Raw genomic sequence first — 25,986 nt, 5'->3', positions numbered from 1 at the left:
TTCAGGAGGATGTCATGAAAAGAAGTACCGAGTTTCTAAAAAGTTTAGATGTAAAATTAATATTAATTTTGTTAGCATTATGTGTTACGAGTATAGCTGCTATATATAGCAGTCAGCAAACTGGCCAATATGGAGAGGCAAACTTTGCGATGAAACAGGGTTTGAACTACATAATTGGAGTTGTATTGTTATTGCTTGTTGCAAGCATCGACTTAGATCAATTACAAAAATTGTCTTGGCCACTTTATATCGTCGGATTTGGTTCACTTATTCTTTTGAAAATACTACCGGTTTCCACTTTCACACCTGAAAAATTAGGTGCAAAAAGATGGTTTGTATTTCCGTTAGTTGGACAAATTCAACCATCTGAGTTTTTCAAAATTTCATTGCTTCTCGTAGTAGCAAGTATAGCAGTGAAACATAATGCACAGTATATGGCAAGGACATTCCAAACGGATTTACAATTAGTAGGTAAAATTGTGCTTGTATCCCTTCCGCCCATGGCTGTTGTATATAGCCAACCGGATACAGGGATGGTGTTCTTATATGCTGCTGCAATTGCATGTATTTTATTTATGTCAGGTATTCAGAAGAAATTGATAGCGTTATGTACAGTTATTCCAGTCACCATATTATCGGCGTTAATATTTATTTACGTAAGGTATGAGGATTTCTTCTTTAATAAGTTAGTTACGTTACTAAAACCTCACCAACAATCACGTATTTTAGGTTGGTTAGATCCATTTGAACATACAGATCAAGGTTATCAAACACAGCAATCGATTTTAGCTGTAGGTAGTGGTGGTATGGAAGGGAAAGGATTTGGCGAAGGGAACGTCTATATCCCTGAGAAGCATACTGACTTTATTTTCGCTACAATTGCCGAAGAAGGTGGATTTATCGTAGCCGCGTTAGTTGTGTTCTTGTTCCTATTACTGCTATATCGAACAATTATTATCGGTTATTCTGCTGATAATTTATTTGGTACATTATTATGTGCTGGATCAATAGGAATACTAACGGTTCAAATATTCCAAAATATTGGTATGATCGTTGGATTAATGCCTGTAAAAGGGATTGCATTACCTTTCTTATCGTATGGGGGAAGTTCCTTATTCTCGAATATGATTATGATGGGGCTCATATTATCGGTACGGAAAACGTATAAAAAATATATGTTTTCAGTTAAGTAAAAAAGCTGGTTCGTTTTTAAACGAACCAGCTTTTTTACATATATGCTCCTAAACGTTGCAAACTAAAACAGACTAGCAGTTTGGGATGTAAGGAGTGCAAAGTGATGCATATGCATATTTTTGAAGGAGCACGGCATCTTTCTAACGGTGAATGGGTTGTTCGAGCTATTATAGCGTACACATTTTTAATATTAGTTGCGAAATCGATGGGACAAAGATCCATCGCACAACTTCGCTTTTTAGATGTTGTATTAGTGTTATTACTTGGTGGTAATATTTCTAATGCGCTATCTGATGAAAAGGTCGGATTACTCGGTTCAATGATTACAACTTTTATACTAGTTGTACTTCATATTATAAGCTCTGTTTTAATGTTGAAATGGGATAGATGGAGACGCTTTTTAGAGCCTGCACCTATTATTCTTATACACAATGGTGCCATTGATTTTAGCAATTTGAAAAAGGCGAGAATTACGGCGGAATATTTATTTTCGGAACTTCGCATGCGAAATGTGAGCGATATTCAAACGATTAAATTAGCATTATGGGAAGCAAGTGGTGTTGTTTCTATATTTCAGTATCCAGAATATGAAGCAGTTTCTCGGCTTGATCTTAAAGTGGCGGGGAAAAAATCTCCAGTTGCTTTTATTTTAGTGAAGGATGGAAGAATTCAGCAGGACGTTCTCGCTTTAGTAGGAAAAACAGAAGAGTGGGCGAAAGAGTTTTTAGAGAAGAATGCAGAAATTGAATCCATTATGTTAGCTACAGTAGATGAAGCACATAAAATAAATATTTTGTTAAAAAAATGAAAAATATACGCATTTTGTCGTTTCATACATATGATACAATAGTGTGGACAACGTAAAAATGGGAGGTGTTTCCATGGGATATGTAGAGGAATTACGAAAAGTAGTTGGTCATCGCCCTTTAATTTTAGTTGGTGCTGTTGTACTCGTTATAAATGAAAGTGGATATGTATTATTACAGCAAAGAACAGAGCCTTACGGAAAGTGGGGGTTGCCTGGCGGGCTAATGGAGCTTGGTGAATCACCAGAAGAAACAGCTTACCGTGAAGTATATGAAGAGACAGGAATAGAAGTAAAGAACCTCCAATTAATCAATGTATTTTCTGGAGCGAACTATTTTTCAAAATTAACAAACGGTGATGAGTTTCAATCTGTAACGACAGCCTATTATACCGATGAATACGAAGGGAATTTTGTTATGAATAAAGAAGAAGCGGTTCAGCTTACATTCTTCCCACTAACAGAACTACCTGACTATATTGTAGGATCGCATAAAAAAATGATTGGTGAATATATAAAAATTATGGGAAATAAGATATAATATATAATGAAAGAGATACAAAAACACAGTTCTGGTCGGTAGTCCAGACGCATGATTTCATGTCAGTAACCTTCCCCTCCGGGATGTCCAGTATTTCTAATTTTTTTAAAGGAGGGGCTGTCAATGGATTTGACAGTATATCACGATGGTCAATTTTTCGTAGGAATTATTACGCATAAAGAAAAAGGAAAATTGTATGGAGCAAGGTATATTTTTGGAATGGAACCTTCAGATGAAGAAGTACTTATATTTGTGAATGGTCCAATGTTAGCATATTTCCAGCACGTTGCAAAATGCGGTGTGGAAGTGAAAGAAAAACAGCGTCCCAAAAATATAAAACGTATCATACGACAAGCGGCAAAAGAAGTAAATGTAAAACGTTTTACTAAGGCACAAGAAGCGATTAGTTTATCTTATGAATTGTATAAACAAGAAAAGAAAGTGCAGTCTAAAGAGAAGCGAGAAGCTGAAAAACAAAGAAGACGTTTAATTAAAGTACAAAAAGCAAAGCAAAAGCATCGTGGCCATTAAAAAAAGGTGTTAGAGCAAGGGCTCTAACACCTTTTCTATGCCTAAATACAAGTAAACTTACTTGTATTTCATAAACATTAACTGGTAAGATACAAATAGGTAGAATTAGAGGAGGGAAAAGATTGATTAACTTTAACTTTTTTATGAATGATGTTGTCCGTCAAGCGCGTGAAGAGATTGTCTCTGCGGGATATACAGAATTGACGACACCAGAAGCAGTCGAAGAAGCATTTAAAAGAAATGGTACAACACTTGTAATGGTAAACTCTGTATGTGGTTGTGCAGGTGGCATTGCTCGTCCTGCTGCTGCACATTCCGTACATTATGATAAACGCCCTAACCACCTTGTAACGGTATTTGCGGGTCAAGATAAAGAAGCAACAGCAAGAGCTCGTGAATATTTTGAAGGATATCCACCTTCATCTCCATCATTTGCGTTATTGAAAGATGGAAAAATTGTAACGATGGTAGAACGTCATGAAATTGAAGGTCATGAACCAATGCAAGTAATTGCAAAACTACAATCTTATTTCGAAGATAATTGCGAAGAACTATAAGGAAGAGAAAAAGGCGGTACGTCCACAATCAAGTGGGTGTACCGCCTTTTTTATTTAGTTTTTAAAACAATTAAACATGCAGAAGTTGTTATTTTATGCATGTTTTTATGCATTAACAACAGCTTTAATACTGTTTTTATATTTATTTTTATTTTATATATTGCATAAAAATTAAAGTGCTGATACAATACAAACATCGAATAAATATTCTATTAAACTTTTAAATATACATTATTAGGGGGAAGAAAGATGAAGAAGTTATTATCAATATCGTTTGCACTTATTTTAATTGTAAGTATGTTCAGTGCTTGTAGTAATGGGGAAGAAAAGGCGAATGGCGAAAATAAAAAAGTACTCGTTATGGGGACTTCAGCAGACTATAAACCGTATGAATACGTGGAAGCTTCAAAAAGTGATGAAATTATCGGCTTTGATGTTGATATTGCCAAATATATCGGAAAAGAACTTGGATACGAAGTGAAAGTGAAAGACATGGATTTCGGCGGATTATTAGCATCTCTTAATTCAGGAAAAGTTGATTTCGTTATGGCGGGTATGACGCCAACTGCAGAGCGTAAAAATAATGCTGATTTCACAGATATATATTTTGTTGCAAAAAATATGATCGTTTCAAAAAAGGGCTCTAATATTAAATCGTTAGAAAATTTAAAAGGGAAAAAAGTAGGAGTACAAACAGGATCAATTCAAGAAGAAAAGGCAAAAGAATTTCAGAAACAAGTCGATTTCAAAGCTGAGGGACGTGACCGTATACCAGAAATCGTACAAGAAATTAAAGCTGGTCGTTTTGACGCTGCAATTATAGAAGACACAGTTGCAAAAAATTATTTAGAAAAAATGAAAGAACTACAAGGAATTGAAATTCAAGAAGCACCAGAAGAAGTAGGTGCAGCAATTGCTCTTCCGAAAAATAGTGATAAAACAGAAGAATTTAATAAAGTAATTAAGAAAATGCAAGAAAATGGAGAAATGGATAAATTAGTGAAGAAATGGTTTGGCAGCGGAAAATAAGCTGCCTTTCACTTTTCTGTGAGGGGAATGAAAAGGATGAATCTAGATTTTTCGGCAATTACGCCTTCAATACCATATATATTAAAGGGATTAGAAGTTACATTGAAAATTGTAGCTGCATCAGCTGTGGTAGGATTTATTTTAGGAACGTTATTAGCACTTTGCAAAATTGCTAGAATACGAGTATTAAATATTGCAGCAGATATTTATACGTCAATATTTCGTGGCACACCGCTAGTATTACAATTAATGATTATTTATTTCGGTGTTCCGCAAATGATGGGTTATGAGATACCGGCCTTTTTAGCAGCTGTACTTGCATTTAGCTTAAATTCAGGTGCATATATGTCAGAAGTAATTCGTGCCGGCATTCAAGCAGTCGATAAAGGACAAACAGAAGCAGCAATGGCTTTAGGTATTCCGTACAGTAAAATGATGAGAAATATTATTTTTCCTCAAGCTTTAAAAAATATATTACCAGCACTTGTGAATGAGTTTGCGACACTTACGAAAGAGTCGGCTGTAGTAACCGTAATAGGAGCGACTGATTTAATGCGCCGTGCTTATATTGTAGGTGGTGAAACATTTAAATATCTTGAGCCATTACTTTTTGTTGGACTTATTTATTATATATTAGTAATTATTCTTACATTAGTTGGGAAAGCCATTGAAGGGAGAATGAAGAAAAGTGATTAAAATTGACAACCTTCATAAATCATTTGGGAAAAATGAAGTATTAAAAGGAATTACAACAACGATTGAGAAAGGAGAGGTTGTTGCAATTATTGGACCGTCTGGATCTGGAAAGTCAACGTTTTTACGCTGTATGAATGTATTGGAAGCGCCGACAGATGGTCACATTTGGATTGGAACGGAAGAAGTAACGAATCCGAAAACAAATATTATGCACGTTCGTGAAAATGTCGGAATGGTATTTCAACATTTTCACTTATTCCCTCATATGACTGTATTAGAAAATATTACGTATGCTCCTATCAATGTAAAAGAAGTAACGAAGCAAGAAGCTGAAAAAAAAGCTGAGAAACTTCTAGAAAAAGTGGGGTTATTAGATAAGAAAGATGCATATCCAAATCGTCTTTCAGGAGGACAAAAGCAACGTGTAGCAATTGCAAGAGCGTTAGCGATGGAACCGGAAGTTATGTTATTTGATGAACCTACCTCTGCGCTAGATCCAGAAATGGTGAAAGAAGTGTTAGAAGTTATGAAATCATTAGTTACGACAGGAATGACGATGGCAATCGTTACACATGAAATGGGATTTGCAAAAGAAGTAGCAGACCGTGTTCTCTTTTTAGATGGTGGAAAGCTCGTAGAAGATAGTAATCCGGAAGAGTTTTTTACAGCACCAAAAAGTGACCGTGCAAAAGAATTTTTGCAAAAGATATTGTAATATGTGAAGGGTACGTGAATAATAGGTAGAAAAGGATGACATTGCGTCATCCTTTTTTTATACTATTTTTAAATACATTTATACATATAGGAGTAATGATATGTTTAAAATTGGATATAGAACAGTGAAAACAGCGCTTGGAACGGGAGCGGCAGTTTTTATTGCTCAGTTATTAGGATTAGAATTTTATAGTTCAGCTGGTATTTTAGTCATTTTATGTGTGCAAAATACGAAACGAAAATCCGTTCAAGTATCGTTGCACCGTTTTTTAGCTTGTGTATTATCGATGGTATTTGCGTTTTGTATTTTTGAAACGATTGGTTATACACCACTTGCGATTAGCGTATTACTGCTTACCTTTATTCCAACTGCAGTTATGTGCAAAATTCAAGAAGGGATTGTCACGAGTTCGGTTATCGTTATGCATCTGTATTCATTAAAGCAAATTACATGGTCTATAGTTGGTAATGAAATTGCTATATTAACGATTGGAATTAGTGTCGCTTTATTAGTAAACATGTACATGCCAAGCAGTGAGAATAAACTGAAAGAGTATCAAGGAAAAATAGAAGAGCATTTCAGAACGATTTTGTTTGAAATGGTCGTTTATTTACGGAATCGAGATAGTAATTGGAGTGGGGCCGAATTAATTGAAACAGAAATGATGCTGAAAGAAGCGAAAGATTTATCATTTAAAAAACTTGAGAATGAATTTATGCGTGAAGATGACTATTATTATCGGTATTTTGATATGCGTATGCAACAATTTGAAATTTTGGAGCGCATGATACCATTAGCTGCATCACTATCTTGGACGTATGAACAAGCTGATATGATTGCAGACGTAATTGAAAATATAGGGAATTCTATTCGACCTGAAAGTACAGGGGTCATTTCGTTAAGACAACTTCAAGAAATGCGAGAAGTATTTAGAGAAATGCCTTTACCAGTCTCGCGAGAAGAATTTGAAATACGTGCAAAACTTGTTCAACTTGTTTATGAGATGGAGCAATATTTACTCATTAAAAGTCGTTTTAAGGGAAAGGATAATATAAAAGAACTTATTTAGAAGGTAGGAACTATATATGCCGTATCTTCTTTCTTTAGTATTATGTCTTTCTCTATCACCGATCTGGCCTCTTGGTGATAACCCACGTGCTGGAGATCCTTTTATAATTGTAAATAAAGCAACGAATAAACTAGCTTATATCGATGATGGGAAGATCCAAAAGGTTTTTCCAGTAGCGACAGGGAAAACAAATGAATTAACCCCAGAAGGAACCTTTGACATTGTATTGAAGGCGAAGGATCCCTATTATATTGCGAAGGATATTCCTGGGGGCTCTCCAAAAAATCCACTTGGATCGAGGTGGATGGGATTTAATGCAAGAGGAACGGATGGAAGTAAGTATGGGATACACGGGACAAACCAGCCTAGTTCAATTGGAAAATATATTTCGCAAGGATGTATAAGAATGAAGAAACATGATGTGGAATATTTGTTTGATCGTATTCCAATTGGAACGAAAGTATCGATTGTGAAATCGAAAAAAACATTTCAGCAATTGGCGAAGGAAAAAGGGGCCATAGTATTTGGAAAAGTCAACGAAACGGTTGGCTTTTTCTTTTATTATAAGTTGTCTTGACATGTGTACATAACCATGCGTTAATGAGAATATATAAAGATAATTGAGTAAAGGGGTTGCTCATATGTATTTAAATCCAAAAATTTCTTACATGCAGTTTTGTGTTGGTTTTCTATTTGTTATTACATTCATATTGGCAACTTTTAATATATGTTCTTACGTTGTAGCGATTGTATTTATGGCATTACTCAATCTTACTTTTGTTATTGGGGCATTTCAGCAGAAACAATATACAAGTTTTGTAATAGCACTTGTAATGGCCTTTTCCTTTAGCATTGTAGCAATTGTAATATATATAAAATAAAATGTTCATTACAAGATAGACTATCTCGATTTCGAGATGGTCTATTTTGTATGTGTAAGCAGTAAAAAAAGGACGAGTGAATCGTCCTTTTTACCAAAACATACTTGCGCCAGTAAGTAATGTTGTTACAAGCATAGAAATTAGCATTATATAAACCATAATTTTTTGAGCTTTTTTATGCATCGTTAAACCTCCTTGCAAATCAGTACAATTTCATTGTAACGAGAAATGAAATTGTGGACAAGGGGAGAGAAAGGACAAAATTCGGGAAGGGGATGCAAAATATTACAGGAAATTTGAGCATACGTAGAGAATATGTTAAAAGATAGATTATTAATTTTTTGTTATGCAAGCTGAAGAATGGAGATACAATGATGAAAATATACGAGACAGATCGTTTACATTTAAGAGAAATTGATGAGTCGTATGCGGAAAAAGTTCTTCAATATTACGACAAAAATCGTGAATTTTTAAAAGCGTGGGAAGAGTATAGACCGGAGGGGTTTTTCACGTTAGATTATCAAAAGAAAAAGTTACAAAAGGATAGAAAAGAGTTCGCGGAAGGCAAGATTATCAGGCTTTGGATTTTTAAAAAGGGTGATGATACAAAAATTATTGGATGTATTTCATTTAATCTAATTGTTCGCGGAATTTATCAATCTTGTGTACTCGGTTATAAATTAGATAAGGAAGAATTGAATAAAGGTTACACAACAGAAGCGCTTAGAAAAGCAATTCAAGTTACCTTTGAAGAATTTCATTTACATCGTATAGAAGCACCAATTATGCCACGAAATTTAGCATCTATACAAGTAGTGACGAAGATAGGATTTCAATATGAAGGTGTATCTCGAAAAATGCTAATGGTAAATGGCATCTGGGAAGATCATATGCGCTGGGTATTGTTAAACGAGTAATAGAAGGCAGATGGGTATCTAGATGTGTTAACCATCTGTTTTTTGTCTTGTATTTCGAAACTTTTGCGAAATTCTGTTATAATTAATGTTGTTACATACATAATGGTAGTGCAGGAGGCGCAGTCTTATGATTAATCAAGAACGTTTAGTAAATGAATTTATGGAGTTAGTACAAGTAGATTCTGAAACAAAATTTGAAGCAGAAATTTGCAAAGTGTTAACAGAGAAATTTACTGCTTTAGGTGTAGAAGTATTTGAGGATGACACGATGGGTGTGACTGGTCATGGTGCAGGTAACTTAATTTGTACTTTACCAGCAACAAAAGACGGTGTTGATACAATTTATTTCACTTCTCATATGGATACAGTAGTTCCTGGTAATGGAATTAAGCCTTCTATTAAAGATGGATATATCGTATCAGATGGTACTACAATTTTAGGAGCCGATGACAAAGCTGGATTAGCATCTATGTTTGAAGCAATTCGTGTCTTAAAAGAGAAAAACATTCCTCATGGTAAAATTGAATTTATTATTACAGTTGGAGAAGAATCTGGTCTTATTGGCGCAAAAGCGTTAGATCGCGAGCGCATTACAGCAAAATATGGTTATGCATTAGATAGTGATGGAAAAGTTGGTGAAATTGTAGTTGCAGCGCCAACACAAGCGAAAGTGAATGCGATTATTCGCGGGAAAACAGCTCATGCTGGCGTAGCACCAGAAAAAGGTGTATCTGCAATTACTATCGCAGCAAAAGCAATCGCAAAGATGCCACTTGGTCGTATCGATTCTGAAACAACTGCAAATATTGGACGTTTTGAAGGTGGTACACAAACAAATATCGTTTGCGATCATGTTCAAATCTTTGCAGAAGCTCGTTCTTTAATAAATGAGAAAATGGAAGCACAAGTTGCAAAAATGAAAGAAGCATTTGAAACAACTGCAAAAGAAATGGGTGGTCATGCAGACGTTGAAGTAAACGTTATGTATCCAGGATTTAAGTTTGCTGCTGGCGATCACGTTGTAGAAGTTGCGAAACGTGCAGCTGAAAACATTGGTCGTACGCCTTCTCTTCACCAAAGTGGTGGCGGAAGTGATGCGAACGTAATCGCAGGACATGGTATCCCAACAGTTAACTTAGCAGTTGGTTATGAAGAAATTCATACAACAAATGAAAAAATTCCTGTTGAAGAATTAGCGAAAACAGCAGAATTAGTTGTAGCTATTATCGAAGAAGTAGCGAAGTAAGTAATAAAGTCAAAAAGACGTGTGAACCAATTATGGTTTACACGTCTTTTTTTATTTTGATTCAATTGCTTTCACAAGGCGGATAAGCCAATATAAGAAGACCCACGGAAGTACATAAGTTGTTGTAAAACGTATGAAATGAGAGAAGATTCCTAAAGCGTAAATGTTAATGTTAAAAAGGGGAAGTAACAAATAATTAATCGCAAGGATTACTATAATAATAATAAATACATAATTGAGTTTATTATGTTGTTTCATAACGATTCACCTCCCTTACAATAATATCCATTTGTTACGTACAGTATAGCAAAAAATAGATAGAGAAAACCCAATAATTATTATAACGCGTAAAGAAATTTGATATAATGAAGGAACAAATGTTCTTTAAGGGGTGAGTAGTATGCGAGAAATGTATCCGAAAAATGGACGTGTTATTTTACATGTAGATATGAATTGTTTTTTCGCATCTGTTGAAATTGCTCATGACCCATCATTACAAGGAAAGCCATTAGCGATTGCGGGGAATGAAAAAGAGAGAAAAGGGATTATCATAACATGTAGTTATGAGGCGAGAGAATATGGAATACGTACGACGATGCCTCTATGGGAAGCGAAGCGATTATGCCCGCAATTAGTTGTGAGGCACCCTAATTTTACATTATATCGAGAAGCTTCATTTCAAATGTTTCAAATTCTTTCCCGTTTTACAGAACAAATACAACCGTTTTCTATAGATGAAGGGTATTTAGATATTACAGATTGCTATGCGCTCGGTTCGCCTCTTGAAATAGCGAAGATGATTCAACAAGCGTTACTAACAGAGTTACAGCTTCCATGTAGCATTGGGATTGCCCCAAACCTTTTCCTAGCAAAGACTGCTTCAGATATGAAAAAACCTCTTGGAATTACAGTACTTCGAAAACGTGATATCCCAGAAATTATTTGGCCACGATCAGTTGCAGAGATGCATGGAATCGGAGAGAAAACAGCTGAAAAACTAAAAGACATTCATATACATACAATTGAACAGTTAGCAAAAGGAGACGAGCATATCATTCGCGCTAAAATTGGAAAGCACGGTGTTGATTTACAAAAACGTGCAAAAGGTATGGATGACAGGGAAGTTGATCCGAATCAAATGGGACAACATAAAAGCGTTGGAAATTCGATGACTTTCTCAAAGGATATGGACGAAGAAAAAGAATTACTTGATATGTTAGAAAGATTATCGAAATCAGTAAGCAAAAGGCTACAAAAACGAACTCTCGTTAGTTATAACATTCAAATTATGATTAAATACCATGATCGTCGCACGGTAACACGGAGTAAACAATTGAAAAATGCAATATGGGAAGAACGGGTTATTTTCCAAGCAGCATCACGTTTATGGAAGCAACACTGGGATGGTGATTCTGTTCGTCTGTTAGGTGTTACAGCTACTGAATTAGAGTGGAAGACAGAATCAGTGAAACAGTTAGATTTGTTTTCATTCGAAGAAGATGCGAAAGAAGAGCCGTTACTTGCTGTTATTGATCAAATTAATGAAAAGTATGGAACACCTCTTTTACAGAGAGGTAGTCAATTATTGCGTAAGCAAGAAAAGTCGTTTCAGCAAAAATTAGAAAATAAGTTTATGTAGAAGGTGGCATGAAGCAGTAAATATCATGCCACCTTTCATATTTAACTCGCTTCCAAATCTAATGAAGTCTTCCAACCTGCGGCAGTAACGCCAGATTCTAATAACATTCTACTTACTATTTTCTCAATTAAGACGGCTGTATTTGTATTGCAATGTAATGTAGCTCGTATAGATACTTTTTGGTTAGAATCAAAGTCTTCACTATACAATTCCTTTAAACCGATACCTTCTGAACTTACCATGTGCATAAGAGAATCTTAAAAGTGTTTTTATACTTTTTTGCCTTAAAGGATTTGCTAAAATCTAAAATGCCAATAGAACCTCTTTCGGGGCTCTATTGGCATTTGTAGATTGATAACGTATATTTTTCATATTTGCACCACAGTAGGAATATTTTCTTTGTTTAATAGTAAGAGCAAGGTTATATATTACAAACCATCTGATGGAAAAGGTGATTTCATCTCATTCCAGAAATCAACAAGCAAATTAGGCTTTTAATTATTAGGTAAATCTAATATGTATTTTATTTTCTTACCATTTTTTTCGCCTAGATATACTAACTTCACCGGTGTACTAAGTGCAACACCCCAGCTTTCTCTCATTTTCATTGTTACAATGCCTTTATGATTTTGTAAACTCTCCCATGAAACTATTGTTTTCCTTGTACTCTCATTAAACATTCCATTCGTCTTGTTAACACCTTTTAAAGGTGCTAATATATGCAAATCTGTAAAAATTGTTTGTTCCGTTTGCGTGTTATTTGTTGCCTCAATATCAAAAACATAATGAACTTCTTTATTTCCGTTATCATCAATTACTTGTTTCTTCTTGAAAGAATTAATGCTAAATTTAAATATATCTGTATTAAATGATTGACCTAGATTAATATTCTCTGATTTCACAATATAAGATTCATTTAAATTATTTACTACCTGATATCTCCAACATGCCCCTAATATAAAAAATGTACAAATAATCATAAAAACATATCGTTTTTTATTCATATCTTTCTCCCTCTACATCTCTGAAGATAGTGATACTTTACCATTTTCAACTAGGAATATTCTGTCTGCAATTAAATTTAATGTTTCACTATCATGACTCGCAACTAATATAGTTGTACCTGTAGACTTTAAATCTAATAAGATTTTAGTTATATCCCTAATTCCATTTTCATCTAAAGCGTTTGTAGGCTCATCTAAAATTAATAACTTAGGATCTTCCATAATTGCTTGTGCTATACCCAATCTTTGTTTCATTCCAAGTGAATATTTTTTTACTTTTCTTTTATCTTCTGGATTTAATCCTACGAGCTCCATTGTTTCACTAATTGTTTTATCCGTTATTTTATTTTGAATAGAAGCTAATAGTTTTAAGTTTTTAAATCCTGTATAGTCTGGAATGAATCCTGGATATTCAATGATAATGCCTGTATTTTCAGGAAACGGATGATCAATACCAATTATTTTTTTATCTATTAATATTTCACCACTATCTATTTTCATCAATCCTAATAAAGCTCTAAAAAGCATTGTTTTACCTGAACCATTTCTCCCTTTAAAACCATAAATCTTTCCCTTTTCTAATTCAAAATTAACATCATTTAAAATAATATTACCTTTTAGCATTTTAGAAACGTGCTTAGCTTCAATGTATATCATCAGAATCATCCTTTCTATTAACAAATTCAAATGTTTTCCCTACCCAATAACCACTTATCCATAGAAAAAAAGTGCACAAAAGAAAATAGGAAATAGAATATAGAAAATGTTCATTATTAACGTAAAATAAACTCTTACGGATTAACATACTATCGAATGGATTACATATAACCGGTATAAATATAGTTATGGTAATAATCACTATAATCAATATATATGAAATAATACTTTTGAATTTAGTAGACACAATTAAATAAACCCAAACTAATAAGGAAGATGTTATTAGTTGTAAAGTAAAGCTTTTTATAACAAAAATGGTTTCTTTTAAATGATTATAAATTTTAGGATTAATATTTTCTGTATATATCCCCCAGTTAAATTGATAAGAACAAAAAATACCTCCCCAGAAGAACACGGCAATATAAAATAATAAAGTTATACAAATAGTTAGTATACCTGTACTAATAAATTTGCTAAACAATACTTGATACCTAGACACTTTCCTTGCTAAAAGATACGGTGTCTGTTGTATAAAATCAGCTCTTACATAAGTACCTAATATAAAACAATAAGATAATTGTAATATAAGCCATGTTACTGGAAGCTGGAATCGCCCCATTTCAACTTCTTTAAAAGATATCCCTTTTAGTAATTCATATAAAACATCAAGAATTGTTATAGCATTTGAAGGCAGTTCTCTATACAGGGCTGATTGCTTTAATAAAAATACCTCTCCCAAAACCAACACACTATAAATAATAAATGATATTATAAATCTTAATTTCATAATATGAATGCTTAATATTAAATCCCTTTTTACCAATTTATAAAAAATACTATTTTTCATCGTAATTAATCACTTCCGTTATATAAGTCCATCCGATGTAAACAAATATTCAATATAGCAAATGAAATACTAATAATCCCTAACATAAAACCCAATTTCATCAAGATTATATCTATTAGAAACCAATCTTTTTCTTGAAAAATCAAACCTTTTGACCAAAATAAAGAGAAATTATATTTTTTTTCTAACAACTGATCTATCGTAATAAGGAAGTAAATAGTAAAAATACAAATAGCTTTATTTTTAATGAAAAAAACTAGTATTTGTGCAAAAATGCATATTGCTACAGTTACTAGCCATAACGATACTATAAAATATGTAATTACTAACCAATTTGAAGATGGGAGCAACCAAATCACTATTTTTTCTTTCACAATAAAAAAATTAATTCCTACAATTAACAGATAGATACTTGAATAGATGATTGTTAGACTTACAATTTTTATGATTAAATGAAAACAATATGATTGACGAGTGTTATGTCTAAAATACATATAAACATTCTTATCCGTATAATTAAATGAATAGAAAAAAAGCAACAATAATGGAAGATAACTAAATAACACTATTTTCATATCTCTTGAAGTACTAAGAAATGAAAACAAAGAATCATTAGATAAAAAGTAAAATGATCTAATGAGGTGAATAGACACACCAACTATAAGAAATAAAATATTAATCACAAATAACCCTCGTTTTTGAAACAACTCTAATAAATACATTTTTAAAAGGTTATAAAATAACATGTCTTTTTACTCCTCTTAAAAATAAAATTATCGATAAAATAAAAATCCCTATTAACACTAAAATAGAAACAATAATATTGGCTCCATGATATATATGGGATTCAGATAAGAAATATATAGGAGCGAGGGGCATAGGATAAAATAAATTAATTATCATTAAAAAAAGTTGTAATAAAAAAGCACTTAATAAAGTTACAAAAGTATGCTTGGCATAAAAGGACATACTAAGAGAAAACAAAGCAAATGCTCCTCCATAAACAAAAGCAATAACTGTATATAACATCATATGAATAAAAGGATGAGTGAAATAAATGTTAATAAAAAAGGTCGCTCGCTCATACATCCCTATATTGGAATTTAAAACTTCGTCAGGATTTACATTTGGAAGAAACATAAATGATAAAAAAATGTTTAAAATCAATGGAATAATAACAACAAAGCCACCGATAAAAAAGGTTTTACTAAACAGCTTAAGAAAATACATTTTATAATTACTTCTTATAATTACAAACAAAAAAGATCCATTTTTTTTATCTTCCTGAAAGATCGATGAACTAGGTAAACTTGCAATCACTGGAAGTATAAAGAAAAATAAAAAGGAAGGTGTTACAATACTATTAATTCCCATCCAAGTTGTATATGGAGTGAAGATAACATCCTTTTTATCGGCTAGTGGAATTACATAATATAATATATATACACAAGATAAGGCTATTCCTAACATAAGCGAAAAATAAAAATTCCTATTATTCATTCTTTCATTAAAATAAGTACCCATGTTTCACCTCTTAAAAATTCAAATATACTCCTCGTAACATTTAAAATATGTAATGTTACGAGGAAAGGCTTACAAGAATATAAAGTATTATATTTATAAGTTCATTTTTTTATATAATTATTTACGAATACTATCCGGGCTCCAAACACCGCTTGCTGTACCCTCAGCCCATCTTCTGGTATCAATTTTAACCTTGATACCAGAATTATATTTCTCAACTGCTAAATTGTATAAGAATTCTTCTTGACCATCACGCATTTTGTATGAATGACCATCCGAAACATCAGTACCATCTTTTAATGCAGCCCAGGCATTGAAATATCCATCTAATCCCGACATGTTGTCTACCCTCATATAATAAGCCGTTTTATTATATTTAGGTTGAGATGGTGTTTCATCATTAGGACTGTAAACACGATATACATTTGACCAGGGTCTATCTTCATGATTAGACTTTGCTGCTGCTGATGCTGCAAAGCTTGACAAGGCAATTCCTGCCGTTAAAGTTAGAACTGTTATTTTTTTCATTTTTTCTCCTCCTATTCTTTTACTTGTAAGCCCTTAAAAAAATATAGCACACTAAATAAAATTAAATATATAGATTTACTAATATTAATATTTCTTTAATATTAGCTATAACTTTTTAACAAATATCTTATAAAAAATATCATTACACAAAGTTTTTCAACCAATAAAAACTGTTTTACTTATAGATATTAAATAAAAACAAGATATTTACAAAAAAAAATACAATATAGTTGCTTCAATTGCGCTACAAGCAAAAGGATTATTTAATAAATCAAGTGAAAAGATAATTTTAGATGAATTTGATCGGAGTATGTATACAGATTTTCGGACAGAAGATGATTGTTTGTTAAGTAAGTATAAATAAAAAAGCACTGTAACCAGTGCTTTTTATTATAGATTATGAGATTGTAGGATTTTCAAAAATAACAATTTCTGAGTTACTTGTTGTTGAAACGCGTTGTGCGTAATATGTTAAAGCTGAAGAAATATATGTTGGTAACGTCTCATTTGTATGTGATGTTGTATATTCATGGATTAATTCTTTTAAAGTCGTCCATTCTAATTGTGCTGGGTGATCAGAAACGAAAGAACTTACCCAGCGATCAAATGAAGATGAAAAATCAGTTTGTAAACGAAATACTTCTTTCATAATAAAACGCTCCCTTAAAATGTAGTACAATCATTTTACCACAAAATACGAACGATAGCTAAATTTTTTAAGTATAATGTTCGTGTTATATAGTTGTCTAGATGATTGGTTATACAAATTCAATTTGCCATTTGAAATAACATTCCGTAAGATGAAAGATAGATTATATAAAGAGCTGGAGGAAAGAAAGTGGAATTTGTATTTTTAGGGACTGGTGCAGGTGTTCCTTCAAAAGGAAGGAATGTTTCAGCAATTGCTTTGCAGTTGTTAGAAGAACGAGGACAGACTTGGTTATTTGACTGTGGCGAGGCGACGCAACATCAAATACTACATACGTCTGTACGTCCACGCCGCATTGAAAAAATATTTATTACGCATTTACATGGCGATCATATTTTTGGATTGCCGGGTTTATTGGGTAGCCGTTCGTTTCAAGGTGGAACAACAAAATTAACAGTGTACGGACCAAAAGGAATTAAACAATTTATTGAATTGGCATTATTAGTAAGTACGACACACGTTAAATATCCACTTGAAATCGTTGAGATTACGGAAGAAGGTATTGTGTTTGAGGATAATGAATTTTGTGTAGAAACAAAAAGGTTATCACATGGAATTGAATGCTTCGGATATCGAATTGTAGAGAAAGATATACAGGGAGCTCTTTTAGTGGATAAGTTACTGGGAATGGGTGTGAAACCTGGTCCAGTTTTTAAACGCTTAAAAGATGGTGAAGTAGTTGAATTAGAGAATGGCACAGTGTTAGATGGAAAAGATTTTATTGGCCCACCTCAAAAAGGAAAAGTTATTACAATTTTAGGCGATACACGATATTGCGAAGCGAGTAGAGAGCTTGCGCAAGATGCTGACGTACTTGTTCATGAAGCGACTTTTGCGGCAGAAGATGAACAACAAGCGTATGATTATTTTCATTCCACATCTAAGCAAGCTGCGAGTATTGCACTTCAGGCAAATGCAAAACGCTTAATATTGACTCATATTAGTTCTCGTTATCAAGGAGATACATATAAGGAATTATTGAAAGAGGCAAGAGAGCTATTTTCTAATACAGAAATAGCTACGGATTTAAAATCATTTCCAGTAGAAAGATAATAATGTTGTGAAAAAATGGTGACGATAGGTTGCCATTTTTTTTATTTCTAAAAAAAATTAAAAATAAAACTGTTATCATTTTATTTTTATATAGGATGACACAGAAAGTTTTAATGATGTGAAGATATAGGATAAAAATACATAATACCGATTATTTAGAAAAACTGTTATATAAGTCAGACGACATACGAGTGGTACAAATAGCGAAAATGGATTTTTATTCAGAACTTTTAAAATTCATTAAAAGTAAGCGTTTTATTAAAAACAAGCTATAATGAGGGCAGATTATAATTTATTGTAGGCTACATGCGTTTTAGCCATTTGTCATAACAAGTGAAGTTGACTAAATCGTGAGAGAGCAACATGGAAATTATAATAGGAAGGATATTACTATTATTTGTACTAAGTCTTTTTTCCCTTTTTAGCTTTAAAATATCAAAAGGTATGAAAGCAATGGGAGTTTCACTTGTTTATGCTATGCTTGTAAGGGGTTCTGTGTTAAACTTTGGATTGCTACCAGACTTTATTGTGGACTATCTTATATTATTTTTAAATGCAGGTAATGCTAAGTTTCTTATTTATTATTATAACTGGTATTATTTCAGGATATATTGCTTCACTGTTATTCAAAAACTATCCAATTCTTACAGCGGAACAAATTCGTGGTACGACTGGAACAGCAACCGATTCGGTAGCTTAATAGAATAGTAAATAATTTTTTCATAGAGGTTTAGGGGGAGTTATGATGAAGTATCGCTCAGTGTTTGATATTATTGGTCCGGTTATGATTGGTCCATCAAGTTCACATACAGCAGGCGCGGCAAGAATGGGGCAAGTTGCTCGTCAGCTGTTTCGTCATGAACCAGAGAGAGTTAGCATTTCATTATATGGTTCATTTGCAAAAACATACCGTGGTCACGGTACGGATGTAGCGCTAATCGGTGGAATACTAGGATTTGAAACAGATGATTTACGTATTCCAAGTGCGTTAGATATTGCAAAAGAACGCGGGATTGAAGTGGAATTCATTGAAGAAGATGCAAATGCTCCGCATCCAAATACAGCGAAAATTCGTCTGTATAAAGGTGAAGAGGAAATTGAAGTTGTTGCTTGCTCAATTGGTGGCGGTAAAATTGAAGTTGTAGAATTAAACGGATTCGATCTTCAATTAACAGGCACGAGTCCAGCACTACTTATTGTAAATAACGATCGCTTTGGTGCTATAGCAGCTGTAGCTTCAATCCTTGCTAAGCATGAGATTAACATAAGTACAATGAGTGTTTCTCGTAAAGAAAAAGGAAGAAGAGCGCTTATGGTCATTGAAACAGATGAATTATTAGCAGATGAAGTAATTGCGGAAATAAATGGGCAACAAAATATTTGTCAAGTAACTATTATGGATTAATTGCAGGGGGGACACACCATGTTTCGGAACGCAGCGGAACTAGTGGCGCAAGCTAAAGAGCAAAATGTAAAAATCGCAGAAATTATGATTCAATGTGAAATGCAAACAAGAAATATCTCACGTGAAGAAGTAATTGCTGGAATGGAAAAGAACTTAGTCGTGATGGAACAAGCAGTAGAACGCGGTATTCGTGGTGTAAAATCACCGACTGGTTTAACTGGCGGGGATGCTGTGAAAGTCCAAGCGTATATACAGAGTGGAAAAGGTTTATCTGGAGATACGATTTTGGACGCAGTGAGTAAAGCTGTTGCGACAAATGAAGTAAATGCGGCGATGGGAATTATTTGTGCAACACCAACAGCAGGATCTGCTGGAACAGTGCCAGGTGTACTGTTTGCACTGCAAGAAAAATTACAGCCGACACGCGAAGAAATGATTGAATTTTTATTTACAGCAGGAGCTTTCGGTATGGTTGTTGCGAATAATGCTTGTATTTCTGGCGCGGCAGGAGGTTGCCAAGCTGAAGTAGGTTCAGCAAGTGGAATGGCAGCTGCAGCAGCAGTTGAGATGGCTGGTGGAACACAAGATCAAGCAGCTACAGCGATGGCGATTTCATTAAAGAATATGCTTGGTTTAGTATGTGATCCTGTTGCAGGGCTTGTAGAAGTACCTTGTGTAAAACGTAATGCAGCAGGAGCTGCGAATGCCATGATTTCAGCTGATTTATCATTAGCTGGTGTAACTAGTACAATTCCATGTGATGAAGTCATTGAGGCGATGTTTAGAATTGGACAAACGATGCCAGTAGCACTTCGTGAAACAGCAGAAGGTGGCCTTGCAGCAACACCGACAGGTCGTCGTTTGCAAGAAGAGATTTTTGGTAAGAGTAATAACTAAAAGCATATCATATGATTAAAGTAAAAACGGAGCTCAAATAAAGTTGAGCTCCGTTTTTTATTTTTCTTTTGCTATTTCTTCTAATGTTTTTCCAAGATCGTGTGATCGTTTCGTTGCTTGTGTAATACATGAGATTAATGCTTGTTGAAAATTATGCTCCTTTAATACTTCAATACCTGCTTCAGTTGTTCCGCCAGGAGAAGTAATTTCTTTTCGCAAAATAGAAGGGTGTTTTTCGCTTGCTTTTAGCATTTCAGCAGAACCAATCATCGTCTGAAGAATAAGAGATTTTGCAACATCTTCTTTTAAACCAATTTTTTTTGCTGCCTCTTCCAGTGCCTCTACCACGTAATAAATATAAGCTGGTCCACTTCCAGATAATGCAGTGATAGCATGCATATCTTCTTCTTCTACAACAGAGACGAGACCAATCGTTTCAAATAAAGATGTTGCAGTGCGAATATGTTCCTCCGTTGTGTGTTCTGAAGGTGAGATAGCGGTAGCGGATTTTAAAATGGCTGCAGATGTATTTGGCATTGCACGAATAATCGGAACGTCTTTTTGAAGTAGGTTTCTAATTGAATGAGTAGAAACACCTGCTAATAACGAAATAATAAGCAAGTCATTATTTATGTATTCTTTAAGAGGGATAACCGCTTCTGCGACATCTTTTGGCTTCATAGCTAGAAAAAGAATATTTGCATCAGCAAGTAATTCCTTTTTATTATGTGTACCTTTGACACCGTATTTTTTATGTAACTCCTGTAATCTTGTCTCGTTAGAACGATTACTTACAGTGACGTGTTCTCCCTTAACAACATTTGCGTTTAATAAGCCACCAATAATCGCTTCGGCAATAGAGCCTGCACCGAGAAAGGAAATGTTTTGCATAGACATGATGTGCCTCCTTTAAATTTGGTTAGAAATACTTATAAATGTACATACATTCGTTTTTTTATGGAAAAGACCTCTTTTTATCTGAAAATAATGACAAATTTATAGGGAAGTTGTAAACTGAAGAGGTATTCATTTTTGAACCGGAAAAAGACAGGGGGGCTAAGCATGACGGCGATTCATCGAATGGAGATTCCTGTTCCATTTGCAGTTGAGACAGTGAATGTGTTTTTAGTTGAGGGAGAAACATTAACGTTAATTGATACAGGGACAAATACAGAAGAAGCAAAGAAAGCACTAGAAAGTCAATTAGGTGCATTAGGATATAAGATAGAAGATATTGAAACGGTAGTGATTACGCATCACCATGCGGATCATTGCGGACTTTTAAATACATTTTCTGAAAAAGTAAAGATTATCGGACATCCTTGGAATGAACCGTGGATTACACAGAATGCTGAATTTTTAAAGAGGTATCATGAATTTTTTAAAGAGACAGCCTTGCAGTTCGGCGTTCCAGCAGTATTTCTGAATGGTGAGGCGTTATTGACGACGAAGACACTTAAATATTCTTGTAATAGATCGTTAACACATACCGTGAGAGAGGGAGATCGTATAGATTCGTTACCTGGATTTACAGTGATTGAAACCCCGGGTCATGCTTCCACTCATATTTCATTATATAGAGAATCTGATGGAATATTAATTGGTGGGGATGCTCTCATTAGTCATATTTCTTCAAATCCAATATTAGAACCACCATATGAAGGGCAAACAGAAAGAGCGCATCCTTTATTGCAGTACAATCAAACGTTAAAACGTTTAAGTGAAATGAATATTTCACGGATTTTATCAGGGCATGGGGAAGATGTTCTGAATGTGAAACAACTTATTGAAACAAGATTACAAAAGCAAGAGACACGTGCTTTTAAAGTGCTTGAACTATTAAAGGAAAAGCCAATGACAGCATTTGAAGTGTGTGTAAAACTATTTCCGGTATTATATAAAGAGCAATTACCACTTACTATCTCAGAAACTGTTGGACAATTAGACTTTTTAGCATATAATCAACAGGTGATGATTGATGAATCTTCACAACAATTGATTTATTATGCAAAGTAGGTGACAGCAATGACGGGACGTTTACAAGAAAAAGTAATCGTCATTACAGGTGCTTCTAGTGGAATTGGAGAGCAAGTGGCAATGCAGGTTGCAGAGCAAGGGGCGACGCCGGTATTAATGGCTCGAACAGAAGAGAAGCTACAAGCATTAGCAGACAAAATTAAAGTAACTTATAATACGCCTTGCTATTACTATGTATTAGATGTAAGTGAAGAAACGAAAGTACAATCTGTTTTTTCAAAGGTATTACAAGAAGTAGGACGTATTGATATATTGGTAAATAATGCTGGGTTTGGTATTTTTAAAACGTTTGAAGATGCTTCAATGGATGAAGTAAAGGATATGTTTCAAGTAAATGTATTTGGATTAGTAGCTTGTACGAAAGCGGTATTACCTAATATGGTAAAAAGGAACGAAGGACAAATTATTAATATTGCTTCATTGGCTGGAAAAATTGCAACTCCGAAGTCGAGTGCTTATGCAGCAACAAAACACGCTGTATTAGGATTTACGAATAGTTTACGTATGGAGTTATCTAACACAAATGTATATGTAACAGCAATTAACCCAGGACCGATAGATACGAACTTTTTTGAAATAGCCGATCAATCAGGTACATATGTGAAAAATATGGGACGTTACATGTTAAAACCAACATATGTAGCAGAACAAATCGTAAAGGCGATGCAAACGAAAAAACGTGAAGTAAACTTGCCGAAGTGGATGGGAATGGGGCCAAAGCTCTACGCATTATTCCCAGGTTTATTTGAACGCGTTGCAGGCAAATCATTAAGTAAAAAATAGGAGATTTCCATATGGAAATCTCCTATTTTTTATTTTCCAGTCACATAATCGTAAACGATATCCTCAACAGCCTCGTATACATCAATTTCAGTATTTAAATGAATTATCATTTGAATATGTTTAATTAGCATTGCCTGATCCTCTTTTGAAACAGGATTACATTGATATTGCCGAAAGCTTTTTATAATCATTTTCTCAATTAATTTTTTATTCATGTTTTTCCCCGCCTGTATGTATACATGTATTGTTTTATTGTACTTGAAGTGAAATGAAAATACTACTATGCACTATTTTTGCATAAAAATCCACTTGTGTATATTGCTTTTATAGTGAGAATAATATTTTGAAGTTTTTAAAAATTATAAATATTTAATTGACTTTATAATTATGCAATATTATAATCAAACTTAATTTAAAGAATAGATATGAGGAGGAGCTTATGAAAGTCGCAATTATTGGAGCAACTGGATATGGAGGTATTGAGTTAATTCGGTTATTAGAGCAACATCCATATTTTTCGATAGCATCTCTCCATTCTTTTTCACAAGTTGGTGAATTTATAACAAATGTATACCCGCATTTTCGAAATGTTCTTGTCCATACGTTACAAGAAATTGATGCGGAGAAAATAGAGAAGGAAGCTGAAATTGTATTTTTAGCAACCCCAGCGGGAGTATCGGCAGAGTTAACACCAAAATTGTTGGCAGTAGGTTTAAAAGTAATTGACCTATCTGGAGACTTTCGTATGATAGATCCCTCGTCATATGAATTGTGGTATAAAAGGCCAGCTGCACAGGAAGAATTTCTTAGGAAAGCAGTATATGGATTAAGCGAATGGAAAAGGCATGAGATCCAAAATGCAAATTTAATTGCAAACCCAGGATGTTTTGCTACAGCTGCATTATTAGCGGTAGCGCCGTTAGTACGTAGCGGCATAATTGAAGAAGCTTCGATTATTATTGATGCGAAATCAGGAGTATCTGGAGCGGGCAAAACGCCAACAACAATGACTCACTTTCCTGAGTTATACGATAACTTACACATTTATAAAGTTAATCAACATCAGCACGTTCCTGAGATTGAGCAAATGCTTGCAGAGTGGAATCGTGAAACGAAGCCAATCACGTTTAGTACACATTTAATACCGATATCACGAGGGATTATGATTACACTTTATGCGAAAGTGAAAGAGGAAATGAAAATAGAGCAACTTCAAAAGTTGTATGAAGAAACGTATGAATACTCAGCTTTCGTTCGAGTTCGCTCGCAAGGAGAATTTCCAAGTCCGAAAGAAGTAAGGGGCTCAAATTATTGTGATATTGGGATAGCTTACGATGAAAGAACAGAAAGAGTTACGGTCGTTTCTGTTATAGACAATATGATGAAAGGTGCGGCAGGGCAAGCAGTTCAAAATGCAAATTTATTAGCGGGACTAGAAGAGACAACGGGTTTACAGCATATGCCGCTTTATCCATAAGGGGGAAATTATGATTAAAGCATCGTCTATTACAAAATTAACAAATGGTTCAATTGTTACACCAAAAGGCTTTTTGGCAATCGGTACTGCAAATGGTCTGAAAAAGGTGAAAAAGGATTTGGGTGCAATCGTTTGTGAGGTGCCAGCATCATGTGCCGCTGTGTATACAACAAATCAAATACAAGCAGCGCCGTTGCAAGTAACGAAGGAGAGCATAGCAGCAGAAGGGAAATTACAAGCAATTGTTGTAAATAGCGGCAATGCAAATGCTTGTACGGGGATGAAAGGATTGCAAGATGCTTATGAGATGCGAACATTAGGAGCGGAACACTTTGGAGTAAAAGAAAAGTACGTCGCAGTCGCTTCAACAGGTGTAATTGGAGTACCTTTACCGATGGATATCATTCGAAAGGGAATTGAATCTCTTGTGCCAACAAAGGAAGTAAGTGAAGCTTATTCTTTTTGTGAAGCAATTTTAACGACAGATCTTATAACGAAAGAAACTTGCTATGAGATGATAATTGATGGGGAAGCAGTGATCATTGCTGGGGTCGCAAAAGGTTCAGGGATGATCAAACCGAATATGGCAACGATGCTTAGTTTTATTACAACAGACGCCAATATAGAGCATGAAGTATTGCAAACAGCATTATCACAAATTACGAATCATACGTTTAATCAAATTACGGTGGACGGAGATACTTCTACAAATGATATGGTCATCGTTATGGCAAGTGGATTATCAGAAACGAAAACGATGAATATGGAACATGAAGACTGGGAAACTTTCGTAGTTGCTTTACAAAAGGTATGTGAAGATTTAGCGAAAAAAATTGCACAAGATGGTGAAGGTGCTACGAAGTTAATAGAAGTAAACGTGTTAGGGGCTAGAACAAATGAAGAAGCAAAGAAAATTGCAAAACAAATAGTCGGTTCCAGTCTTGTGAAAACAGCGATATACGGTGAGGACCCAAATTGGGGACGAATTATTAGTAGTACTGGACAGAGTGAAGTAATTATTAACCCAAATACAATTGATATCACTCTTCAATCTATCGCCGTGTTAAAAAATAGTGAACCTCAAATGTTTTCTGAAGAGGAAATGAAAAAGAGATTACAAGAACATGAAATTATTATTGATGTGTATTTACATTTAGGAGAAGAGAACGGATCAGCTTGGGGCTGTGACTTAAGCTATGAATATGTGAAAATAAACGCTTGTTATCGTACATAAGGAGAGGGAAG

Annotated in this window: 33 protein-coding genes and 1 pseudogene; 22 read left to right on the top strand and 12 right to left on the bottom strand. The window is 34.2% G+C overall.

The window, feature by feature from the left end; genetic code table 11:
* Positions 1-14 precede the first annotated feature (14 nt).
* The 11 genes from QCI77_RS21240 (at position 15) to QCI77_RS21190 (ending at position 8,018) form a co-directional block, all read left to right on the top strand.
* A complete protein-coding gene (locus QCI77_RS21240; RefSeq protein WP_000831201.1) occupies positions 15-1,193 on the top strand; it encodes an FtsW/RodA/SpoVE family cell cycle protein in 1,179 nt (392 codons plus the stop codon).
* Between the two features lie 104 nt (positions 1,194-1,297).
* Complete coding sequence (locus QCI77_RS21235) at positions 1,298-2,002, top strand: DUF421 domain-containing protein (RefSeq protein WP_002033965.1); 705 nt, start codon at positions 1,298-1,300, stop codon at positions 2,000-2,002.
* Between the two features lie 73 nt (positions 2,003-2,075).
* A complete protein-coding gene (locus QCI77_RS21230; protein ID WP_113769830.1) occupies positions 2,076-2,540 on the top strand; it encodes an NUDIX hydrolase in 465 nt (154 codons plus the stop codon).
* Positions 2,541-2,663: 123 nt separating this feature from the next.
* A complete protein-coding gene (locus QCI77_RS21225) occupies positions 2,664-3,071 on the top strand; it encodes a YjdF family protein (protein ID WP_002015096.1) in 408 nt (135 codons plus the stop codon).
* A 143-nt stretch (positions 3,072-3,214) separates the two neighbouring features.
* On the top strand, positions 3,215-3,628 hold the full coding sequence (locus tag QCI77_RS21220) for a BrxA/BrxB family bacilliredoxin (RefSeq protein WP_002015097.1): 414 nt from the start codon (positions 3,215-3,217) through the stop codon (positions 3,626-3,628).
* A gap of 249 nt (positions 3,629-3,877) precedes the next feature.
* Positions 3,878-4,657 carry a transporter substrate-binding domain-containing protein gene (locus tag QCI77_RS21215; RefSeq protein ID WP_353825442.1) on the top strand — a complete coding sequence of 260 codons (780 nt, stop codon included), beginning with the start codon at positions 3,878-3,880 and terminating at the stop codon, positions 4,655-4,657.
* A 36-nt stretch (positions 4,658-4,693) separates the two neighbouring features.
* Entirely contained in the window at positions 4,694-5,353 is a 660-nt protein-coding gene (locus QCI77_RS21210) for an amino acid ABC transporter permease (protein WP_002067073.1), read from the top strand.
* Positions 5,346-6,068, top strand: coding sequence for an amino acid ABC transporter ATP-binding protein (locus QCI77_RS21205; RefSeq protein WP_002088545.1), 723 nt, complete (start codon positions 5,346-5,348; stop codon positions 6,066-6,068). Before QCI77_RS21210 ends, QCI77_RS21205 begins: the two co-directional genes overlap by 8 nt.
* A 100-nt stretch (positions 6,069-6,168) precedes the next feature.
* On the top strand, positions 6,169-7,137 hold the full coding sequence (locus QCI77_RS21200) for an aromatic acid exporter family protein (RefSeq protein ID WP_002033971.1): 969 nt from the start codon (positions 6,169-6,171) through the stop codon (positions 7,135-7,137).
* 16 nt (positions 7,138-7,153) lie between these two features.
* Entirely contained in the window at positions 7,154-7,714 is a 561-nt protein-coding gene (locus QCI77_RS21195; RefSeq protein ID WP_002067076.1) for a L,D-transpeptidase, read from the top strand.
* Between the two features lie 64 nt (positions 7,715-7,778).
* The gene (locus QCI77_RS21190; RefSeq protein WP_002088543.1) at positions 7,779-8,018 is read left to right on the top strand and encodes a DUF3894 domain-containing protein; all 240 of its coding nucleotides are present in this window, start codon (positions 7,779-7,781) and stop codon (positions 8,016-8,018) included.
* 90 nt (positions 8,019-8,108) lie between these two features.
* Here QCI77_RS21190 and prli42 read toward each other — a convergent pair whose 3' ends face one another.
* Entirely contained in the window at positions 8,109-8,201 is a 93-nt protein-coding gene (prli42, locus tag QCI77_RS21185) for a stressosome-associated protein Prli42 (RefSeq protein ID WP_000549036.1), read from the bottom strand.
* Positions 8,202-8,389: 188 nt separating this feature from the next.
* Here prli42 and QCI77_RS21180 point away from each other — a divergent pair, with 188 nt between their 5' ends.
* Together QCI77_RS21180 and QCI77_RS21175 are read left to right on the top strand one after the other, a co-directional pair.
* A complete protein-coding gene (locus QCI77_RS21180) occupies positions 8,390-8,935 on the top strand; it encodes a GNAT family N-acetyltransferase (RefSeq protein WP_002015105.1) in 546 nt (181 codons plus the stop codon).
* A 127-nt stretch (positions 8,936-9,062) separates the two neighbouring features.
* Positions 9,063-10,181: a tripeptidase T gene (locus QCI77_RS21175; protein ID WP_002015107.1), complete on the top strand. Its 1,119-nt coding sequence runs from the start codon at positions 9,063-9,065 to the stop codon at positions 10,179-10,181.
* Positions 10,182-10,232: 51 nt separating this feature from the next.
* Here QCI77_RS21175 and QCI77_RS21170 read toward each other — a convergent pair whose 3' ends face one another.
* Positions 10,233-10,439 carry a hypothetical protein gene (locus QCI77_RS21170; protein WP_000809197.1) on the bottom strand — a complete coding sequence of 69 codons (207 nt, stop codon included), beginning with the start codon at positions 10,437-10,439 and terminating at the stop codon, positions 10,233-10,235.
* A gap of 142 nt (positions 10,440-10,581) precedes the next feature.
* On the opposite strand from QCI77_RS21170, the gene QCI77_RS21165 reads away from it, so the two are divergent.
* Complete coding sequence (locus QCI77_RS21165; RefSeq protein ID WP_002033973.1) at positions 10,582-11,820, top strand: DNA polymerase IV; 1,239 nt, start codon at positions 10,582-10,584, stop codon at positions 11,818-11,820.
* A gap of 41 nt (positions 11,821-11,861) precedes the next feature.
* Here the strand turns inward: QCI77_RS21165 and QCI77_RS21160 are convergent.
* The 8 genes and pseudogenes from QCI77_RS21160 to QCI77_RS21120 all read right to left on the bottom strand — a co-directional run.
* Positions 11,862-12,071, bottom strand: a pseudogene (locus QCI77_RS21160) (MgtC/SapB family protein); the annotation flags it as partial.
* Between the two features lie 243 nt (positions 12,072-12,314).
* A complete protein-coding gene (locus tag QCI77_RS21155) occupies positions 12,315-12,824 on the bottom strand; it encodes a hypothetical protein (RefSeq protein WP_113769827.1) in 510 nt (169 codons plus the stop codon).
* 12 nt (positions 12,825-12,836) lie between these two features.
* A complete protein-coding gene (locus tag QCI77_RS21150) occupies positions 12,837-13,481 on the bottom strand; it encodes an ATP-binding cassette domain-containing protein (protein ID WP_002143084.1) in 645 nt (214 codons plus the stop codon).
* Positions 13,468-14,328: a hypothetical protein gene (locus QCI77_RS21145; protein WP_002143082.1), complete on the bottom strand. Its 861-nt coding sequence runs from the start codon at positions 14,326-14,328 to the stop codon at positions 13,468-13,470. Before QCI77_RS21145 ends, QCI77_RS21150 begins: the two co-directional genes overlap by 14 nt.
* A gap of 5 nt (positions 14,329-14,333) precedes the next feature.
* Positions 14,334-14,687: a hypothetical protein gene (locus QCI77_RS21140; RefSeq protein ID WP_253719104.1), complete on the bottom strand. Its 354-nt coding sequence runs from the start codon at positions 14,685-14,687 to the stop codon at positions 14,334-14,336.
* Positions 14,688-15,060: 373 nt separating this feature from the next.
* Positions 15,061-15,852, bottom strand: coding sequence for a hypothetical protein (locus QCI77_RS21135; protein WP_002143079.1), 792 nt, complete (start codon positions 15,850-15,852; stop codon positions 15,061-15,063).
* A 117-nt stretch (positions 15,853-15,969) separates the two neighbouring features.
* On the bottom strand, positions 15,970-16,380 hold the full coding sequence (locus tag QCI77_RS21130; protein WP_002033980.1) for a hypothetical protein: 411 nt from the start codon (positions 16,378-16,380) through the stop codon (positions 15,970-15,972).
* Between the two features lie 397 nt (positions 16,381-16,777).
* On the bottom strand, positions 16,778-17,029 hold the full coding sequence (locus QCI77_RS21120; RefSeq protein ID WP_000665712.1) for a DUF3932 family protein: 252 nt from the start codon (positions 17,027-17,029) through the stop codon (positions 16,778-16,780).
* Positions 17,030-17,218: 189 nt separating this feature from the next.
* Here QCI77_RS21120 and rnz point away from each other — a divergent pair, with 189 nt between their 5' ends.
* The 4 genes from rnz to sdaAA all read left to right on the top strand — a co-directional run bounded on the left by rnz (position 17,219) and on the right by sdaAA (position 20,444).
* Entirely contained in the window at positions 17,219-18,142 is a 924-nt protein-coding gene (gene rnz, locus QCI77_RS21115) for a ribonuclease Z (protein WP_353825441.1), read from the top strand.
* A gap of 553 nt (positions 18,143-18,695) precedes the next feature.
* Complete coding sequence (locus QCI77_RS21110; RefSeq protein ID WP_158080567.1) at positions 18,696-18,842, top strand: hypothetical protein; 147 nt, start codon at positions 18,696-18,698, stop codon at positions 18,840-18,842.
* Positions 18,843-18,887: 45 nt separating this feature from the next.
* Positions 18,888-19,547 carry an L-serine ammonia-lyase, iron-sulfur-dependent subunit beta gene (sdaAB, locus tag QCI77_RS21105; protein ID WP_002088527.1) on the top strand — a complete coding sequence of 220 codons (660 nt, stop codon included), beginning with the start codon at positions 18,888-18,890 and terminating at the stop codon, positions 19,545-19,547.
* 18 nt (positions 19,548-19,565) lie between these two features.
* On the top strand, positions 19,566-20,444 hold the full coding sequence (gene sdaAA / locus QCI77_RS21100) for an L-serine ammonia-lyase, iron-sulfur-dependent, subunit alpha (protein ID WP_353825440.1): 879 nt from the start codon (positions 19,566-19,568) through the stop codon (positions 20,442-20,444).
* A gap of 57 nt (positions 20,445-20,501) precedes the next feature.
* On the opposite strand, the gene proI is transcribed toward sdaAA, so the two are convergent.
* Positions 20,502-21,341: a pyrroline-5-carboxylate reductase ProI gene (gene proI, locus QCI77_RS21095; protein ID WP_002066991.1), complete on the bottom strand. Its 840-nt coding sequence runs from the start codon at positions 21,339-21,341 to the stop codon at positions 20,502-20,504.
* 165 nt (positions 21,342-21,506) lie between these two features.
* Between proI and QCI77_RS21090 the strand changes: the two genes are divergently transcribed.
* Entirely contained in the window at positions 21,507-22,460 is a 954-nt protein-coding gene (locus tag QCI77_RS21090; RefSeq protein WP_002014957.1) for an MBL fold metallo-hydrolase, read from the top strand.
* Between the two features lie 9 nt (positions 22,461-22,469).
* Entirely contained in the window at positions 22,470-23,264 is a 795-nt protein-coding gene (locus tag QCI77_RS21085) for an SDR family oxidoreductase (RefSeq protein ID WP_002143077.1), read from the top strand.
* 29 nt (positions 23,265-23,293) lie between these two features.
* Here QCI77_RS21085 and QCI77_RS21080 read toward each other — a convergent pair whose 3' ends face one another.
* Positions 23,294-23,479, bottom strand: coding sequence for a YqzH family protein (locus QCI77_RS21080; RefSeq protein WP_078184410.1), 186 nt, complete (start codon positions 23,477-23,479; stop codon positions 23,294-23,296).
* Positions 23,480-23,703: 224 nt separating this feature from the next.
* On the opposite strand from QCI77_RS21080, the gene argC reads away from it, so the two are divergent.
* Together argC and argJ are read left to right on the top strand one after the other, a co-directional pair.
* Complete coding sequence (gene argC / locus QCI77_RS21075; RefSeq protein WP_353825439.1) at positions 23,704-24,741, top strand: N-acetyl-gamma-glutamyl-phosphate reductase; 1,038 nt, start codon at positions 23,704-23,706, stop codon at positions 24,739-24,741.
* A gap of 10 nt (positions 24,742-24,751) precedes the next feature.
* Positions 24,752-25,975, top strand: a complete 1,224-nt coding sequence (argJ, locus tag QCI77_RS21070) for a bifunctional glutamate N-acetyltransferase/amino-acid acetyltransferase ArgJ (RefSeq protein ID WP_353825438.1) — start codon at positions 24,752-24,754, stop codon at positions 25,973-25,975.
* The last annotated feature ends 11 nt before the right edge of the window (positions 25,976-25,986 follow it).

Origin of the sequence: Bacillus cereus group sp. MG9 (assembly GCF_040459995.1) — a bacterium.
Classification (GTDB): domain Bacteria; phylum Bacillota; class Bacilli; order Bacillales; family Bacillaceae_G; genus Bacillus_A; species Bacillus_A mycoides.
Note: the sequence above shows the minus strand (reverse complement) of the source record. Positions and strands in the feature narration are given on the sequence as shown.